We start from the raw sequence: 17,175 nt of genomic DNA, 5'->3' as shown, positions 1-17,175 counted from the left end.
GGGGGAAGCAGCAGGGTTTTTGAGGATTATTCACAGTTATCTAGTTGATAAGGCAACAAATTCGACTGGTTGTCCACAGAATCACCCCAGGTCATTGAGCTTCTATTCCATTCCGGCTTGGCTAGAGACCATGAGCGCACAAGATTCATCCATCGTCATCGCCATTGCAGATCCCACTCTGCGTACTGAGGCGATTCATATTGCGGCAGCCACCGGTCATCGGGTGGTCACAGCCACTGATGAACGCGATATCTACCGGCTTGGTACACGGGCCGAAGCAATCATTCTTGATGCTGATTACGCCGATCTTTTGACGGAATCTGCTGCACGCCGTGACCAGCAGAGCAGCCCTATTTATCTGGTGTGTTTAGATCCGGGGCCGGTCGACGAACAACTAGTCCGCGATTGTGGCGCGGAAGTCGGGTACGTGATTCCTTCACAAAACAAAGAATTTCTCATTACTTTAGGAGAACAATCGCGCCCCGCAGAGGCACAGACACCCGCACCCCGCCCGAGGGCAGCTACGGAATTGCCCAATTCCGCACGTTTGCAGCGCCCCTTGTCCAACCGCATTTCTGAGCAACACTATCCAGCACAGTTCGCACCGCCGCAGTCTGCATCACGACGCCACCCGCACGTGACCATCGCGGTGGTCTCAGCCGGCGGCGGAGCTGGAGCTTCGACGGTGGCAGCGGCGATTTCCCGGGTGGCTGCACATGAAAACGTTGGTGCAGTAACGCTGATTGATGCAATTGATCATTCTGGCGGTTTGGACCTGCTGCTGGGGATTGAAAAACATGATGGATTGCGGTGGCCAGATTTGAACTTGGGTGACGGGCGCGTCAATGCCAGCGACCTCCGTGCCTGTTTGCCTACTACTGATGACGGTATCGCCGTGTTGACCGAACGACGCACTAATGACGGAACAGCAAGTTTTGGCGACCGGGAAGAAATTGAAACTGTGCTTTCCACGCTGCACAGCGAACCTGGGCTTTCCGTTATCGATGCTAATCCCTGGCACATTCCGCGTTCGATTGATGCGGCAGTGTTGATCTGCCCGGCAGAGCTACGCTGCGCGGCCCGAGCAGCACATTTAAGCACGCAGCTGTCTCGAACGCATACTCCACACAGCCTGGTGGTCAGGCACCGCCAGTGGTCAGCACTCAGTATCGAGGAACTGGAAAACCTCGTACGAAGCCAGGTCATTGCAGAAATCGGCACCATCAAGCGTCTGACAAAAAGCACTGAGAGCGGTGGGCTGCCAGACAGAATTCCGAAACCACTGTCGATCGTCGCTCACGCTGTACTCGCGGAATACGGGTGGAATACCGCCGAGACCCACTAACCCCACATCTCATCTACTAGATGCGCAGACATCAGCCGTTGGGTGCAGGCGTGAGTGTTCTCGAAGACCAAAAACCTCTATGAACTGAAAGTGAAATTATGTCCGTTGCACCGCACATAGTCGAGACAATCCAGCGTCGGGTTGCTACCGAACCCAGTCTTGTCGACGACCCTGCCCAGCTAGCCCGCTTGATCCGTAAAGAATCGGGAGTGATAAGCGATTTTGACGTCTTAGAAATTCTCCGGAAATTGAAAAATGACACCGTCGGCATCGGTGTTTTGGAACCTTTATTATCGCTCACCGGAGTGACCGACATTGTTGTGAATGGTCCCGAATCCGTATTTTTTGATCGAGGCGACGGTCTAGAAAAAGCCGAAATTGAGTTTTGCGACGATGAAGAAGTCCGAAGACTAGCAGTACGATTGGCTAGCCTATGCGGTCGGCGATTGGATGATGCCCAACCGTGTGTGGACGGCAGGATTCGTCGGGAAGAAGGCATTGCACTGCGATTTCATGCAGTGCTCAGCCCACCAGCACAACAAGGCACCTGTATTAGTTTGCGAGTTTTACGTTCGCATTCTGCAAGCTTGGACTCGTTATATCAGCACGGCAGCTTGGACGAATACTCCAGACACTATCTGCGTGAGGTTATTGCGCAACGTCGTTCTTTTCTTATCGTTGGCGGAACCGGCAGCGGGAAAACTACCTTGCTTTCTGCTTTGCTCAGCGAAATTGCCCCGCAACAGCGTCTGGTTTGCATTGAAGATACCCCAGAACTGACTCCCAACCATCCGCACGTGGTCAACCTGACTGCACGAGGTGCTAATAGCGAAGGGGGCGGTGCGATCAGCATTTCTGACCTGTTGAAACAGGCTCTGCGTATGCGGCCAGATCGAATTATCGTTGGCGAAATTCGTGGGGCTGAGGTCGTAGATTTGTTGGCCGCGCTGAATACAGGCCACGACGGTGGCGGTGGAACTTTACACGCTAACCGGCTCACAGAAGTGCCCGCACGACTGGAAGCACTGGGCGCTCTTGGTGGGTTAGAACGTATGGCTTTGCATTCACAGCTCACTGCTGCCGTGGAAGTGGTGTTGGTGATGCAGCGCCGCCCCGATGGAACCCGCCGGCTAGCGCAGATTGGTCAATTGCAGGCAGATCCTTTACGCATCGAGACTATCTGGGAATACGGCGACAACGATTCGAACCACAATGATTCGAATAGCGCCGATTCGAACAGCAACGATTCGGATAACGATGATAAGCACGATGATCATCTGCAGGATGCCGATCCGCGTGACATGGATCCTCATGACAGTATTTCTGCTGAGGTGCCAGCATGAGCGCAGCAATAATAGTGCTTGCAGTAGCGGTGGCCTTACATCCTGGTTCGGCAAGTGCGCGCATCGGCACGACATCCACAGCGCTGGTTTCGAAAGAATTTTTGCTAATGATCGCTGTGGTTTTCCTGGTAGTGACCGTGCTTATGGCAGTTGGCACCATAGCATTGGCGCTTGCCGGTGCGATGGCAGCGGCAACGGTGATTATCACTATGCGACAACATATGCGTCGACGCCGGATTATCGCTGATACCAAGTCATTGGGGGCCTATATTGGCCAATTGGCAGCAGACATTGATTCTGGGGCGCACCACTTTCACGCAGTGGAAACCGCAGCGGCCCAGCTACCGGAAGATGCCTCCCCGCGAGTACGCACGGTGGCAGAATCTGCAGCCGCGCAAGCCAGATTTGGCCACAGTCCGGCACATGCTTTCGCCCAGCACAGTTCTTCTGAATTACCGCAATTACAGAGGTTATCGGTGTTGTGGCACGCGGCGGGACGTCACGGCATCGCACTGTCCGGGTTATTAGATTCTGTGCAACGAAGTATCGATGGTGCTAACCGGCATCGCAGCGCTACTGAGGCGAGTCTGCAAGGACCACAGGCGACAGCGGTAATTCTCACGTGCTTGCCACTGGCAGGAATACTCATGGGGATCGCCATGGGTGCAGCTCCACTAAGGTTCTTGCTTACAACGAACTTAGGCGGTATTGCCCTGGTTACTGGTGTCGGATTGGCTTGCACAGGATTCGTTTGGTCTAGGAAGATTACTACGAAAGCGGTGGGGGAGACGTCATGACGGAGCCCGCAATCCTCGCTACAGCGCTTGTCATTCTGGCTGCAGCCTTGTGCATTCCCGCTTCGCCCGTCACCGGCAGAGTGGGATGTGGGACAAGCACAACGAAAAACCCGCGAGAACCACCGAAAAAACTGCACTCTATGCACATCGCTGCTGATATCGAACTGTTTGCGGCCTGCGTGGAATCCGGGTTAGCGCTGCATATTGCTACCAGTGTGGTAGCAGAAGCTGCAGCCAATGATACTGCCTCGGTATGGCAGGCAGTCAGCCAGCTGGAAGCCGTGGGCATTGCTGACCGTGAAGCTTTTCGTGGGATGCGCGCGCATGAGGGGTTCGCAGAGCTGGCGGCGATTATTGAATCAGCTCGGCATTCCGGAGCGCGCATCGCGCCACGTTGTCGTGAATTAGCTGCCAACTTGCGTGCGGATGCCACAGATCATGCCCGGGCAGCTGCAGAACGCGCAGGGGTGTTAATTGCCTTGCCCCTCGCGGTGTGCTTTTTGCCCGCGTTCATTGTCCTCGGCCTGGCCCCAGTCGTTATCAGCTTGGCAACAGACCTGCTCGCCACCACACCGGGGTGAAGCAAAAGACCATTTCAGAAGATCATTTCATTTGACTCAAAGGAGACAAAATGACTACACCATTTCAGACTTCCCACACGGAACAACCAGATAACCTTCTCGATGCCACACCGCAGCCTAACCAAGGCGCTCAATGTGCTGAAAACGACGATCTGGCAGCACACACGACGACAAGGAAAACGAAGGGCGGAGTGCGAATGCTCGTCGACGATTCCGGCATGAGCACGATTGAATACGCCCTGGGATCGTTAGCTGCTGCCGCACTGGCTGCGGCACTGTACCTTGTGGTCAGCAGTGGGGGAGTGACTGATGCAATCGAATCGATTATCACTGATGCGCTGTCTGATACCCCGTCCTAATCCGAGACGACGCGCAGGCTGGTTGCAGACAGGACCGTTCGGTAATGACCGTGGTTCGGTCACCATCGAAGCCGCGTTTGCATTGGCCGCGCTGGTGATTGTGACAGCACTAATCATTGGAGCGATTGCAACGGTCAGTGCACATATCTCGGCACTGGATGCAGCAAGCGCGGCTGCTCGTGCGCACGCGATTGGGGTGGATTACCAACCGTCAGGAAATGCACAGATCAGGGTGCAGGAATCAGCTGGGTTGGTGACAGTAACTGCAGAGGTTCCCGCGGTATTCGGAACCCGCAGCGCTAGCGCAATATACCCTGTGGAGACGCGATGACGATGCACAAGCACGGTGGCAGCAGCCTTTATCGCCGATCCCGGCATGCTCGCGATGATGATGGCTATGCGACCGTAGCAGCTATCGGAATCATTCTGGCCATTGCGGCTGTGGCCTTGGCACTGGTTGGTGTGGCAAGCCATGTCGTCGCACGGCACCAAGCCCAGTTGGCGGCGGATATGGCGGCGGTTGCTGCAGCCGAAGGCTTGTCACAAGGTGATCTGCCGTGCCCTGTTGCGCAACGCATCGCAGGGCTAAACCATGCCAGTGTGGTTTCTTGTCGGATAGATAACCGCGATGTGCTCTTAGAAGTTACCGCAGGGGTATCCGTCACAAATGCGCATGCGAAAGCGCGTGCCGGGCCTGTCTAATATCGGGTAATGCAGTGCAAATTGCGAGTTAAGTTAACTGGCTGCACTGGCATCCAAGGAAATGAGCAGGGCATCCAGCACCTTGATAGCACCGGCTTTGTTGAGCGGCTCATTACCGTTACCGCATTTCGGTGATTGCACGCAGGAGGGACAGCCGTGGGCACAAGTGCACGCGGATACCGCTTGCAAGGTAGCGGCAATCCAGTTACGGAAGCGGCGAAACCCCTCCTCGGCAAAGCCCGCTCCGCCTGGATAGCCGTCGTAGACGAACACCGTTGGTAACTGGGTATCAACATGCAATGCAGTGGAAACACCACCAATATCCCAGCGGTCGCACGTGGCCAGCAGCGGTAACAAACCAATAGCGGCATGCTCGGCAGCATGCAAGCTACCAGGAATATCGGCTTCTTCCACCCCGGCGGCAGCCAAAGCTCGTGGGCTAATGGTGTAAGCCGCTGCCTGCGTAAATAGGCGTTGTCGCGGCAAATCTAAAGGTACTTGTTCTGCGATGGAACCATCAGGAAGCCGCACCATAAAGCCGGTGACTTGGTCAATGACCTCCACATCCACCAACGCGACTGAAACATCAGGAGACAATTGTCGTACATGATCATTGGGTGGGCTGGAGACAATACGGATTTGCGTATCAGAGAGCGCTTGCGTGGAATAATCAGGCTGCTCTGGCCGGGCAACAGCGATGTAGTCGTCGAAATCCAAATCGTCGATAAGAAAGCTTTCCCCTTGGTGCAAATACACCGCACCGGGATGCAGCTGGCTGGCAGCGCGTGCGGAATCCACCGTGCCCAATAACCGTCCGTCAGAAGAATCCACAATCATGACTTGTTGGCCGGAACCACCCCGGATATCGACAGCCGAATGTGCAGTATCAGGGCGCAATTGGCCTTCCGGAAGCGGGGCGGCGAACCAGCCTTGTGCCCGCGCTCGCAAAAAACCGCTGTCCGTTAAACGCCGTACGACATCGTGGGCTTGCCACTGTTCAATATCGAAGGCGGAAAGAGGCTTTTCCACGGCCGCGCAATAAACGTGACCTTCCAGGACATAGGGGTTTGTTGGATTAAATACGCTGGCCTCAATTGGACGTTCCAAAAGTGCTGCTGGGTGATGAACTAGATAGGTATCCATCGGGTCATCGCGGGCAACGAGCACCACTAAGGAACCTTGCCCCCGGCGCCCAGCCCGACCTGCCTGCTGCCAAAAAGAGGCCACAGTGCCGGGAAAACCAGCCCCAATTACCGCATCAAGCCCGCCCACATCAATGCCTAGTTCGAGAGCAGATGTTGTAGCCACGCCCAACAACTGGCCGTTGTCTAAATCTTGTTCCAATTTTCGCCGGTCCTCGGCTAAATAGCCGGCGCGATAAGAAGCGATTCGGGCGGCGAAGTCCATGCGACCACGTGCACTGAGTTCTTCAGCACAACGCAAAGCGGTGGTTTCTGCTTGTCTGCGAGAACGCACGAACGTCAATGTGCGGGCACCGGAGGCAACCAAATGCGCCATGATCGCCGCGGCCTCCGTCGAAGCGGCGCGCCGGACCGGGGCGCCATTCTGGCCCGAGATATCGTCGCGGAAACCCGGTTCCCATAAGGCCACGGTGCGCGTGCCCTGTGGGGAACCGTCGTCCGTAACCCCGTGCATAGCCCGCCCGGTGAGACGCTGCGCGTGGGCTATTGGATCTGCTGAGGTTGCGGAAGCACAGATAATCGTCGGTTCTGAACCGTAGTGGGCGCATAATCGCAGAAGTCGGCGAAGCACCAGGGCGACGTGGGAGCCAAACACTCCGCGATAGGTATGGCATTCGTCAATGATGATGAATTCTAAATGTCGTAATACCCGTGCCCAGCGTTGGTGAGCACCTAACAAGGAAGCATGCACCATATCCGGATTGGAAAAGATAAAACGAGAAGACTCACGGATTCCCGCCCTGGATTCTGTGGGGGTGTCGCCGTCATACGGTGCTGGAGCGATTGTCGATAAGTACGGCAAGCCGTCCGTTGCCGCACGAAGTAAACGTTGGATCGATAACAGCTGATCCGACCCCAGCGCCTTTGTTGGGGTCAGATACAACGCGCATGCTGTGCGATCGGTGCCTAAACGAGAAAGCACCGGAAGCTGGTAACCGAGTGATTTTCCCGAGGACGTGCCTGTGGCAATCACTGTATTGTGCTTGGAGTGAATGGCCTCAGCGGCTTCCGCCTGGTGGCTAAATAATCGCGTGATACCTCGATCCTCGAGTGCCGTGCGCAATGCCGGGCTGACCCAATCCGGCCACTCCGCATAGCGGGCAGGCCGCGCCGGGATCACGCGCTGGTGGGTCAGGGTGGAATTGGGGAATGCGGACACGAGTTCGTCGAGAAGCTCTCGGCCAAAAGTTGTATCCGGCTGCTCAAAAGCGCCCATTTCTACCCCCTTGTGGGTGTGCTTGGCGGGGATTTCTTGAATATATTTCTTAAGAGTATCTTCTGCGCCGAAATCGTGCGAGACTAATCTCTGAACGCGGTTTCTAGGTTAGTTCGAGAAGTGCTCGCAGCAAGGTTAGATTCGCGGACACTTTGCAGATCCGTCGCCAAAAAGAAAAGGTTTTAACATGGCAAAAGGAACCGTTAAATGGTTTAACGCTGAAAAAGGTTTCGGCTTCATCGCTCCGGAAGATGGCTCGAAGGATGTCTTCGTGCACTATTCCGAGATTCAAGGCAACGGATTCCGTAGCCTGGAAGAAAACCAGCAGGTTGAATTTGAAGTCGGCGAAGGCGCTAAGGGCCCACAGGCTCAGCAGGTTGTAGCCCTCTAATTTGGGTGGCCTGTAAGGTCACGCAAACACCGGGAAAATAATGTCGGGAATCTCCGGCATGTAGCCTCGGTAAATCTTGCCGAATAAGCAAGAAAAACATCACCCAGCATTGCCACAAGGCATGCTGGGTTTTTGCTTTAGTGTAGAAGCACCATATATTACTGTGTAAACGAAGTAGCGCACTAGTACTCCGCACGCTAATTAAGCACGAAAGAGACGTGATCCCGTGGCAGGCAAGACGCTCGTTATCGTCGAGTCACAAACCAAAGCAAAAAAGATCCAACCCTACTTAGGTAACGACTACCTGGTCGAAGCCTCCGTGGGGCACATTCGTGATCTGCCACGCGGAGCCGCTGATGTTCCCGCGAAATACAAGAAAGAGCCGTGGGCGCGTCTGGGCGTCGACACGGACAATGGCTTTGGTGCGTTGTACGTGGTCAGTCCGGATAAGAAGAAAAAAGTTACGGACTTAAGAGCTAAGCTCAAGGATTGCTCCGAGCTTTATCTGGCAACAGACCCGGACCGCGAAGGTGAAGCTATCGCGTGGCATCTGTTAGAAGTGCTGAAGCCAAAAGTGCCGGTACGCCGGATGGTATTCAACGAGATCACCAAATCCGCCATCCTGGAGGCCGCAAGCAATACCCGCGAGCTTGACGAAGACCTCATTGATGCACAAGAGACCCGCCGTATCCTGGACCGCCTGTACGGCTACGAAGTTTCGCCGGTGCTGTGGAAAAAGGTCATGCCGCGGCTGTCGGCAGGCCGTGTGCAATCCGTGGCCACCCGCGTGATCGTTGAGCGCGAGCGCGAGCGCATGGCGTTTATTTCTGCTGATTATTGGGACCTCTCGGCCACCCTGAACACAGGTGCGGCAGACTCTGCGGAAAATCCGGCGTCCTTCCCGGCCCGCTTGGCTACCGTCGACGGACTACGAGTGGCGCAGGGGCGCGATTTCGATGATCGTGGACAGCTGAAAGGCTCGGCCACCATCGTCGACAAGCAACAGGCCAACCGGCTTGCCGACGGCCTGCAGCAAGCAAAACTCACCGTCACCGCCGTTGAACACAAACCGTATACTCGCCGTCCGTATGCGCCGTTTATGACTTCGACGCTGCAGCAAGAAGCAGGACGCAAGTTGCACTACAGCTCTGAGCGGACCATGCGTATCGCGCAGCGGCTGTACGAAAACGGCCACATCACCTACATGCGTACCGACTCGACCTCGCTGTCGCAGCAGGGATTGTTCGCCGCCCGCAATCAGGCGACCGAGTTGTATGGCAGTGATTTCGTTTCTGAAGCACCACGCCGTTACGACCGGAAGGTGAAGAATTCGCAGGAGGCCCACGAGGCGATTCGCCCAGCAGGCGAGTCATTTGCGACCCCTGGTGCGCTGCACAATCAGCTGGATACCGAAGAATTTAAGCTTTATGAGTTGATCTGGAAGCGCACCATCGCCTCGCAGATGGCCGACGCCAAAGGGACGTCGATGAAAGTCACCATGGCTGGCTCTGCCAGCACCGGTGAACAGGCCGAATTCCAGGCTAATGGGCGCACCATCACCTTCCCAGGGTTCCTGCGGGCCTACGACGATGATTCTGCTGACAGCAGCGAAAAACGCTTGCCGCAGCTGGATAAGGGCGACGAGCTGTCCGTCGATAAGGTCAGCGCAGAAGGCCACTCTACGAACCCACCGGCACGCTACACAGAAGCCTCGCTGGTGAAAAAGATGGAAGAACAAGGCATTGGCCGTCCGTCAACCTATGCCTCGATCATCAAAACCATCAAAGACCGTGGCTACGTGCACGCCCGCGGTAATGCGCTGGTGCCGTCGTGGGTGGCATTCGCGGTGGTTGGTTTGCTGGAAAACAACTTCGCTCCGCTAGTGGACTACGATTTCACTTCTTCGATGGAAGACGAACTCGACCAGATCGCTACCGGTGAGCAAGACCGCACCGAGTGGCTGACCGGCTTCTATTTTGGCAATGAGGCTAATAGCGAAGACGACAAGAACACTGCGGAATCCATCGCGCGCCACGGCGGGCTGAAATCACTGATCGACGTCAACCTGGAAAAGATTGATGCGCGTGAAGTTAACTCGTTGCATCTTTTCGACGACGAGGACGGACGTGCAGTCGTCGTACGTGTGGGGCGGTATGGACCGTATCTGGAACGCCGCATCGGAACGGATGCCGATGGTGAGCCGGAATATCAGCGTGCGAATTTGTCTGAATCAACGACTCCGGACGAGCTGAACCTGCAGATGGCAGAAAAGCTATTCGCCACCCCACAAGGTGGCCGTGAGCTGGGCGAAAACCCGGACAATGGCCGGATGATTGTGGCTAAGGAAGGCCGGTTTGGCCCGTATGTCACCGAGCAAGTGCGTGATGACGAGCAAGAAAAGGCTGCCGCTGAGGCAGAAGAGATCATTCGTGAAGAACGTGCTGCTGAGGACGCCCAACGCAAAGAAGAGGGCAAACGCGCGAAAAACTGGGACACCAAGACTGCAGAGAAACAAAAAGAAAAGCGCATTACCGAGTTGGTGGAAGCCAAGCTGAAACCAGCCACGGCCTCATTGTTCCAGTCGATGGAGCCGGCATCGGTGACTTTGGAAGAAGCGCTGCGCTTGTTGTCGCTGCCGCGCGAAGTGGGCGTGGATCCAGCCGATGGCGAGATGATTACCGCGCAAAACGGCCGCTATGGTCCGTATTTGAAGAAGGGCTCGGATTCGCGCTCATTGGCCGATGAAGAACAGATTTTCTCCATTGATTTGGATGAGGCGCGCCGAATCTATGCTGAGCCAAAACGTCGCGGGCGTGCTGCTGCGCAGCCACCGTTGAAGAAGCTTGGCGATAACGACGTTTCTGGAAAGCCGATGACGGTGAAAGACGGCCGTTTTGGTCCGTACGTCACCGATGGCGAAACAAATGCGTCGTTGCGTAAGGGCGATAAGCCTGAAGCGATGACGGATGCGCGGGCAAATGAGCTGCTTTCTGAGCGTCGCGCCAAAGAAGCCGCCGGCGAGGTGGGCAAGAAGACCACCAAGAAAGCTGCAAAGAAGACTACAGTGAAAAAGACTGCTACGAAAAAGACTGCAGCCAAGAAAACGACGGCAAAGAAAACCACCAAAAAAGCTGTGAAAAAGACGGCGAAAAAGACTGTCAAGAAAACGGCGAAAAAGACCGCGAAAAAGCCTTCACCAGGAACGAAAAATGTGGTGAAGGCAGGTTCGCGGCGGAGCTAAGCGCTACGGGCTCGGAGTTTCAGCCGCTAGGCGTGCACGCTCTTGTCGTTGAGACTCCAAGCGCGGGCGTGAACCAGGGCCGTAGCCGAGACGGCGGTGGATAGTTTCTAGCGGGCCATTCCACCCGAGCGCTTCCCACAGCCACGCCCACAATAGCGTGGCCAACCAGACCGCGAAGGCGATGACGATCAGCCCAGTTACCGTTTGGCCTTCTGCTAAATTCAGCGTGAACGGCAACACCAGGATCACGAAAAATACTGACTGGGCGACATAGCCAGACATGGAACGTTTACCTAGCGCGATAAATGGCCGCAACAAGAACGGCACGCGCTGGGTTTCTGCATACTTCTTTTGCACACCATTACAGCCCAACGCGATAGCAGCAAGGATGCCCGGGCCGGTAAAAATCCCTAGAAAAACATTTGCTGTCATCAGTGGATCGGCCAGCTCTTGGTTAATGATCCCTAGTTCCGCCAGGCCCCACGGCAAGCCGATGCCGAGGCATATCAGAGCAGCGATAACGGCCCAGATTACGAGTTCTTTTCGATGCGTAGCTACGTCGGCAAGCACACCACGGCGCGCCCATGTGAAGCCCAACAAAATCACTGGCAGTAGCGTGAAGGCGACAAAAATGGCTTCAAAGGGGGCAAAGATAGCTAGAAAAAAGTTCCCGAATAGGTATTCCAAGTAATTACTGGTCGGCTCGGAGGCCTCCCCGAGTGCATAATTGGACGGGCCTGCTACGTTGACCAGCGTAGAGCCCATGCTGGCCAGTGCAATACCGATACCAGTCAAGGCATTGAGCGCAAAGAGAACCACAATAATCCAGCCTAGAGTCTTATTACGCAATGACAGCATGGTGGCGACGATCATCCCCATGACGCCGTAGGAGAACATGATGTCGCCGAAGAACAAGAAAATGATGTGCAGCAAGCCGAAGACGGCTAGGAAAAAGTAGCGGCGAGCGATGACCTGGCGGGCTCGAGAAAGTGGGAAGGATTTCTTCCACAGACTGATGGCGATCAAACCGATGCCGAATCCCAATAATGTGGAAAACATGGGTAGGCCACGCACGTGCACGAGCATGGCAGAAAAAAGCGTGAAGACGGTATCGAGTAGTGAACCGTCGGTATAGCCGCCGAAATAGGAAGACTCGATGTTCTCCGCGTGTGAGCTCGAGGTCTCTAGCGTCCACGCAGTCTGTATGTTTGCCAGCGCGATGCCTAGCAATGCGATCCCGCGGGCGAAATCAGGGGCGATCATGCGTGGGGTAGGCGATGGCGGGTTCTGCGGTGCCGGGTTTTCCGGAGGTGGGGTGCTTGTTTGCGGGTGTGGTGCAGGCTGATTCTGCATAAAGGCTCCCAGCGTGGGTACTTCAGAGTTGAGTGTTTCGGCGCCATCCAAGCGCTAAAAGTAGGTTAGCAAAACCAGTATTGGCTCAGACGGTCGGCGGGAGCGGCGCCGACAAGCACAACCCCGACAAGCACAGCGCCGACAAGTGCGACGCCGACAAGTGCGACGCCGCTAGGAACGATCCGCTAACGTCGCACGCACAGGACGAGCCAGTTGCGTCATCTCGCCTCGCCCGCGCAGCTCGATGGATTTCAAAAATGTCCAGCGGGATTGTTCTACTTCATTGGCTCCGCGCAGAGTGGCGGCGTTGGTCAGGATTTGCCCGGGGGTGTCTTTAGCGAGTTCGGTCAGGCGCGCAGCCTGGTTTACGGCGTCGCCGATGACGGTATATTCGAAGCGATCCGAGCCACCGATATGACCGGCGACGACGTGCCCGGCGGCCACGCCGATCCCAGCGTGCAGTGCCAGGCCTTTCAGCTCTTCGCGTAGCTCGCGCGCCGCCTGCAGGGCGAGTGAATTCGCGTCCGTGAGCTGGAGCGGTGCGCCGAATACAGCGAGTGCAGCATCGCCCTGGAACTTGTTGATGATTCCCCGGTTGCGATGGACACACTCGACAACGCGCTCGAAAAATTGGTTGAGCTCATCGACGACTTCTTCTGGGGTATGAGTGACGGCAAACGTCGTCGAGCCGATCACGTCGACGAACAGGACTGCAACCTCGCGATCTTCACCACCCAACTCGGGGCGTTCCTCTAAGGCTTTGGTTGCGACTTCCGTGCCCACATAGCGGCCGAAAATATCGCGCACCCGCTCACGCTCGCGCAGGCCCTTCATCATTTCGTTAAAACCGGCCTGCAGAACGCCCATCTCGGAGCCGTCGTAAATATCGACCGCCACGTTGGATTCACCGCGGCGTACACGATTGATGGCGTCCTGGAGTTCCTTAATCGGGTCAATCACGCTCATCATCGCGAACATGGTCCCGGTCAGGCCGGTGACGATGCCAGTGACTGCCATGAGCAGTACCGGAGGGATCAGATCTGCGGCGTTATCGGTGAAATAATTGGCTTGGTGTGCGAATAAGAGCAGCACGATGCCCAGGATTGGCACGCCGGTGGTCATGACCCAAGTGGTCAATAGCCGCACTTTAATGGGTGGTTCCAGAGTGGAGTCTTCAAAGCGCCTGGCCAGAGCTTCGGCCGCAACTGGGCGCACCAGCCGCTCTGCTTGCAGATAAGTGATCAGGATGGTGATCATGCCCGTTAGGGAGGTTGCAACTGCGACGACGAGCCCTAGGCGGGCAGCGTAGTTTCCGGTCAGGATCGTGGCGACCAAGATGCCGATGATCCAGACGAACGCCGCCACCCCGGCTTGGTAAACCGGTATGCGCATAACGAGGTACCGCACCATGTTTCGGTCATGTTCCTCGGGGTTGCGTTGCCAGTCCAGAACCGGGCGGAACAATAGATAGGTGGCGCCCATGCCGACGAATACCGCGAAGACGAGGTAGGCGATGCCGACTGAGAGTAAATTGGGAACTTCGTCGGTGAAGTCCATGATTTCCGGCATTGGCAGGAAGAACCGCACGAATAGCATGATCGCGACGGCGCCGGTGATGTTTGCCCCTAGAACTGCGGTGGCAAACAGTGGCCATGAGGTGCCCCACAGCCATTTGATGCCACGCAGAAATCTGTTCATAACTTACTACAATAACTGTCGACTGCCCGGCTAGACTAGTGGCGTGAGTTATACGCGAGCTGCCACGGCAACCGACGACACACCTGTAACCGCAACACCTGCAACATCTGTCACAAACGGCACAGATTCTGGACCTTCGGTCACCATAGCGGACCGCTTGCGGGACCACCCCCGGGTGCAAGAGACCATCATGGCTGCCGCTCGGGCAGCAGCACGGACACGGTCGCGGTCAGGCGTTGACAGTGGCGCAGTGCTTGCCGACGGGGCTGCAGCTGATGCGTCAATCCAAACCCAAGCCCAGATCGAGACCCGAGCTCAAGCACATGCGATGTCACATGCCTGGTTGTTCACTGGTCCGCCGGGGGCGGGCCGTTCCACCACGGCGTTGAACTTTGCCGCGGCTCTGCTCTGCGAAACCTCGGGAGCATATGGCTGTGGGGAATGCCAGGCGTGCCGGACTGCAATGACTGGCAAACATACGGATGTTGTGCATGTCGTGCCGCAAGAGTTGTCGATCGGAGTGGATTTCGTACGCGAGAAAGTCGTGGCTTCTGCTGCTAAGCGGCCCACGGTTGGTGCCTGGCGTGTGGTGATTTTCGAAGACGCTGACCGGTTGACCGACGGCGCGGCGAATGCATTGTTGAAGACAATTGAGGAACCGCCCGCGCACACCGTGATCATTCTGTGCGCGCCGTCGACAGATCCGGAGGATTTCCCGCAGACGCTCCGGTCCCGCTGCCGACACTTGTACGTGCCAGCGTTACCGGTGGACACGATTGTGCAGATGCTTGTCGACGAAGGCGCGAGTGAAAATCACGCCCGGTTGGCGGCACATACTTCGTTGCGTCATGTTGGCCGCGCGCGAAAGTTGGTCAACACCCCGGCGATCCAGCAGCGGCGTGCGCAAGCTATCAACCTCGCGGAAGCAATTTTTCACGAATCCGGGGGCTTCCAGGCCGTCGGGCAGCTGGTCAAAGCTGTAGAAAAAGAAGCGAAAGAAAGCTATGCCGAGGCGGATGAGGCGGAAAAAGAACGCCTGCGCAACGCCTTAGGTATGGGGGCGAAAGGCAAGGGTACCCAGAAATCCGTCGCGGGTGGTGCGGGTGACTTGCGCGAGTTGGAAAAGCAGCAGAAAAAGAGGCAGACCAGGCGTTTACGGGATGTATTGGATCTGGCCTTGGTCGATCTGGCTGGGATTTACCGGGACGCGCTGATGGTAAAGCTGGGCGCACAGGTGGATCTGACACATCCGGATTTTCAGCCACTGGCCTCGGAGTTGGCTGAGCATTTGGATGAAGCGGGGCTGGTGGAATGCCAGGATGCGATTAGTCATTATCGTGAGCTTTTAGGCTTTAACGTCTCGCCGCAGATTGCTTTTGATGGTCTGGTGGGGCGTTTGCGCTGCGCATACCGGGTGCACTAACTGTTACAGCCTCGCTGGTGTGGCGGTGTTAGTCCCGCCGTTTTTCATTGACGGCGACTATCGGCTAGAATGCCAGTGTTGCTGTGATTGTGCAGGAAGCCCGCTATGCGGGAATCTTTCACGGTTCCACACAAGCAACGTGCCATCTTAGCTCAGTCGGTAGAGCAGCTCCCTCGTAAAGAGCAGGTCAAGGGTTCGATTCCCTTAGATGGCTCCACTACTCAAACTCTTATTCCTTTGCGATCCTTTGTGATTTGGTTGCTGCATGTGCCATAGGGGGTTGGCGCAGCGACATGAGTTTTTCACCTTTCGGTCGAAGCGTGGCCATTGATGACAAGATGAAAGCTGGAACCAAAAGCCGAAATATTTTTGTGAGCTTGCTAACAGCTGTGATACGGTGGCATCGAATGTGAAGGGGGAGATGATGCAGATGCAGAAAGTGCTCGATTTTTTTGGGCTTACCTCACGTGCCGAAGGCTCAAATGAACAGCGAAGAAAATACGTCTTCGACGACCTGAGACCATCTCTCAGAGCTCTGGTCATAGTAGGATCGCTGGGCCTTGCACTCCTTGTGGGATATATATCCCACATTATTAATGTCAGTGTGGGTGGCTATAAGCTTATTCCTTTCTGGCTATTTCTACTTTCTTTTGCGGTTCTGATGAGACTAGGAATTCGATTTTGCTGGTTTCTTGAACAAAGAAAAACGGGAGAATGAAATCTTCAAGCAGGCTGCATCTCATAATTCATTTTATGAAATGTCCCAGGTTTTGTTCCGTTTGAGTAGATGGGAAAATCTGGAATATGCCAAAGAAATTTGACCAGGATGCCAAGGATCGTGTGGTCCGTCTCGTGGAAGACCGCATCTTGGCGGAAAACTCGTCGATGCACCCCCGCGTGCCAGGCAGTAGCCCCAAAGTTGGGGGTTTCATGGCACACGGCTCGTCAATGGACTTTGGCAGGCCCGCCGTTCGGGAACCATCCCAGAGCCTGTGCCTGAAGATATGGCCCCCGAAAACGCAAGGCTGCGACGTGAAAACCATAAGCTCCGCGACACTAATGAGCTGCTGAAGGCTGCCTCGGCTATTTTCGCCTCATGACCAGGCCCGAAACGTTAAGAAATGATCCGATTCATCGATGAATACCGGAATCGTTTCACAAACGAGTTCATCTGCACCACGTTGAAGAATAACCGGGGTTGGAGGGTTTACCACCTCGCGTGGTTATCGTCAGTTAAAGGCCCGTGGATTAAGTGCTCGTCGCCTTCGCGATACTGTGCTGGTTGAACGCATTAGTGCTGTTCATCAAGTTAATTACGGTGTCTACGGTGTGCGAAAAATGTGGCATGCTCTACGCCGTGACCGAATCGATATCGGTCGTGAACACACCGCCCGGCTGATGCGCCTGGCCGGTGTTTCCGGCAAAGGCCGGTCACCAATCACAACCCGTTCACCTCAACATTCCTGATCTGCGCCCGGATTTAGTGCAACACGAATTCAGTGCCGCAGTACCAAACAAGTTATG

General features: G+C 55.7%; 14 protein-coding genes, 1 tRNA gene and 1 pseudogene. 13 read left to right on the top strand and 3 right to left on the bottom strand.

All coding sequences use genetic code 11. From position 1 onward, the window contains the following. Positions 1–130: 130 nt before the first annotated feature. The 7 genes from L9H78_RS09290 (at position 131) to L9H78_RS09260 (ending at position 5,127) form a co-directional block, all read left to right on the top strand. A complete protein-coding gene (locus L9H78_RS09290; RefSeq protein WP_249619927.1) occupies positions 131–1,345 on the top strand; it encodes a CpaE-like family protein in 1,215 nt (404 codons plus the stop codon). A gap of 98 nt (positions 1,346–1,443) precedes the next feature. Continuing rightward, positions 1,444–2,688 (top strand): TadA family conjugal transfer-associated ATPase, encoded by a 1,245-nt coding sequence (locus L9H78_RS09285; RefSeq protein WP_249619926.1) that lies wholly within the window; start codon positions 1,444–1,446, stop codon positions 2,686–2,688. Then, positions 2,685–3,485: a type II secretion system F family protein gene (locus tag L9H78_RS09280; protein ID WP_249619925.1), complete on the top strand. Its 801-nt coding sequence runs from the start codon at positions 2,685–2,687 to the stop codon at positions 3,483–3,485. The genes L9H78_RS09285 and L9H78_RS09280 overlap by 4 nt, the downstream gene beginning before the upstream one ends. A gap of 140 nt (positions 3,486–3,625) precedes the next feature. After that, positions 3,626–4,066: a type II secretion system F family protein gene (locus tag L9H78_RS09275; RefSeq protein WP_249617759.1), complete on the top strand. Its 441-nt coding sequence runs from the start codon at positions 3,626–3,628 to the stop codon at positions 4,064–4,066. 197 nt (positions 4,067–4,263) lie between these two features. Then, the gene (locus L9H78_RS09270; protein ID WP_249620788.1) at positions 4,264–4,425 is read left to right on the top strand and encodes a DUF4244 domain-containing protein; all 162 of its coding nucleotides are present in this window, start codon (positions 4,264–4,266) and stop codon (positions 4,423–4,425) included. A 22-nt stretch (positions 4,426–4,447) separates the two neighbouring features. Further along, complete coding sequence (locus tag L9H78_RS09265; RefSeq protein ID WP_249619924.1) at positions 4,448–4,756, top strand: hypothetical protein; 309 nt, start codon at positions 4,448–4,450, stop codon at positions 4,754–4,756. Then, a complete protein-coding gene (locus L9H78_RS09260) occupies positions 4,753–5,127 on the top strand; it encodes an Rv3654c family TadE-like protein (protein WP_249619923.1) in 375 nt (124 codons plus the stop codon). The genes L9H78_RS09265 and L9H78_RS09260 overlap by 4 nt, the downstream gene beginning before the upstream one ends. A gap of 33 nt (positions 5,128–5,160) precedes the next feature. Here the strand turns inward: L9H78_RS09260 and L9H78_RS09255 are convergent, their stop codons facing one another. After that, positions 5,161–7,545, bottom strand: a complete 2,385-nt coding sequence (locus L9H78_RS09255; RefSeq protein WP_249619922.1) for a DEAD/DEAH box helicase — start codon at positions 7,543–7,545, stop codon at positions 5,161–5,163. A gap of 187 nt (positions 7,546–7,732) precedes the next feature. Here L9H78_RS09255 and cspE point away from each other — a divergent pair, with 187 nt between their 5' ends. Both cspE and topA read left to right on the top strand, forming a co-directional pair. Then, positions 7,733–7,936, top strand: coding sequence for a transcription antiterminator/RNA stability regulator CspE (cspE, locus tag L9H78_RS09250; RefSeq protein ID WP_021352804.1), 204 nt, complete (start codon positions 7,733–7,735; stop codon positions 7,934–7,936). Between the two features lie 226 nt (positions 7,937–8,162). Further along, complete coding sequence (topA, locus tag L9H78_RS09245) at positions 8,163–11,177, top strand: type I DNA topoisomerase (RefSeq protein WP_249619921.1); 3,015 nt, start codon at positions 8,163–8,165, stop codon at positions 11,175–11,177. Between the two features lie 3 nt (positions 11,178–11,180). Here topA and L9H78_RS09240 read toward each other — a convergent pair whose 3' ends face one another. Together L9H78_RS09240 and L9H78_RS09235 are read right to left on the bottom strand one after the other, a co-directional pair. Further along, positions 11,181–12,530: a DUF418 domain-containing protein gene (locus L9H78_RS09240; protein WP_249619920.1), complete on the bottom strand. Its 1,350-nt coding sequence runs from the start codon at positions 12,528–12,530 to the stop codon at positions 11,181–11,183. 171 nt (positions 12,531–12,701) lie between these two features. After that, positions 12,702–14,228 (bottom strand): adenylate/guanylate cyclase domain-containing protein, encoded by a 1,527-nt coding sequence (locus tag L9H78_RS09235; protein ID WP_249617754.1) that lies wholly within the window; start codon positions 14,226–14,228, stop codon positions 12,702–12,704. 43 nt (positions 14,229–14,271) lie between these two features. Here L9H78_RS09235 and L9H78_RS09230 point away from each other — a divergent pair, with 43 nt between their 5' ends. From L9H78_RS09230 to L9H78_RS09215, 4 genes and pseudogenes are all read left to right on the top strand, one after another. Then, positions 14,272–15,651 (top strand): DNA polymerase III subunit delta', encoded by a 1,380-nt coding sequence (locus L9H78_RS09230; protein ID WP_249619919.1) that lies wholly within the window; start codon positions 14,272–14,274, stop codon positions 15,649–15,651. Between the two features lie 141 nt (positions 15,652–15,792). Continuing rightward, positions 15,793–15,868, top strand: a tRNA-Thr gene (locus L9H78_RS09225). Between the two features lie 541 nt (positions 15,869–16,409). Beyond that, positions 16,410–16,651 (top strand): annotated as a pseudogene (locus tag L9H78_RS09220) (hypothetical protein). A 275-nt stretch (positions 16,652–16,926) separates the two neighbouring features. Continuing rightward, positions 16,927–17,118 carry an IS3 family transposase gene (locus L9H78_RS09215; protein WP_283775210.1) on the top strand — a complete coding sequence of 64 codons (192 nt, stop codon included), beginning with the start codon at positions 16,927–16,929 and terminating at the stop codon, positions 17,116–17,118. Positions 17,119–17,175 lie beyond the last annotated feature (57 nt).

The sequence above is a fragment of the Corynebacterium pseudodiphtheriticum genome (assembly GCF_023509295.1).
Lineage (GTDB): Bacteria > Actinomycetota > Actinomycetes > Mycobacteriales > Mycobacteriaceae > Corynebacterium > Corynebacterium pseudodiphtheriticum.
Note: the sequence above shows the minus strand (reverse complement) of the source record. Positions and strands in the feature narration are given on the sequence as shown.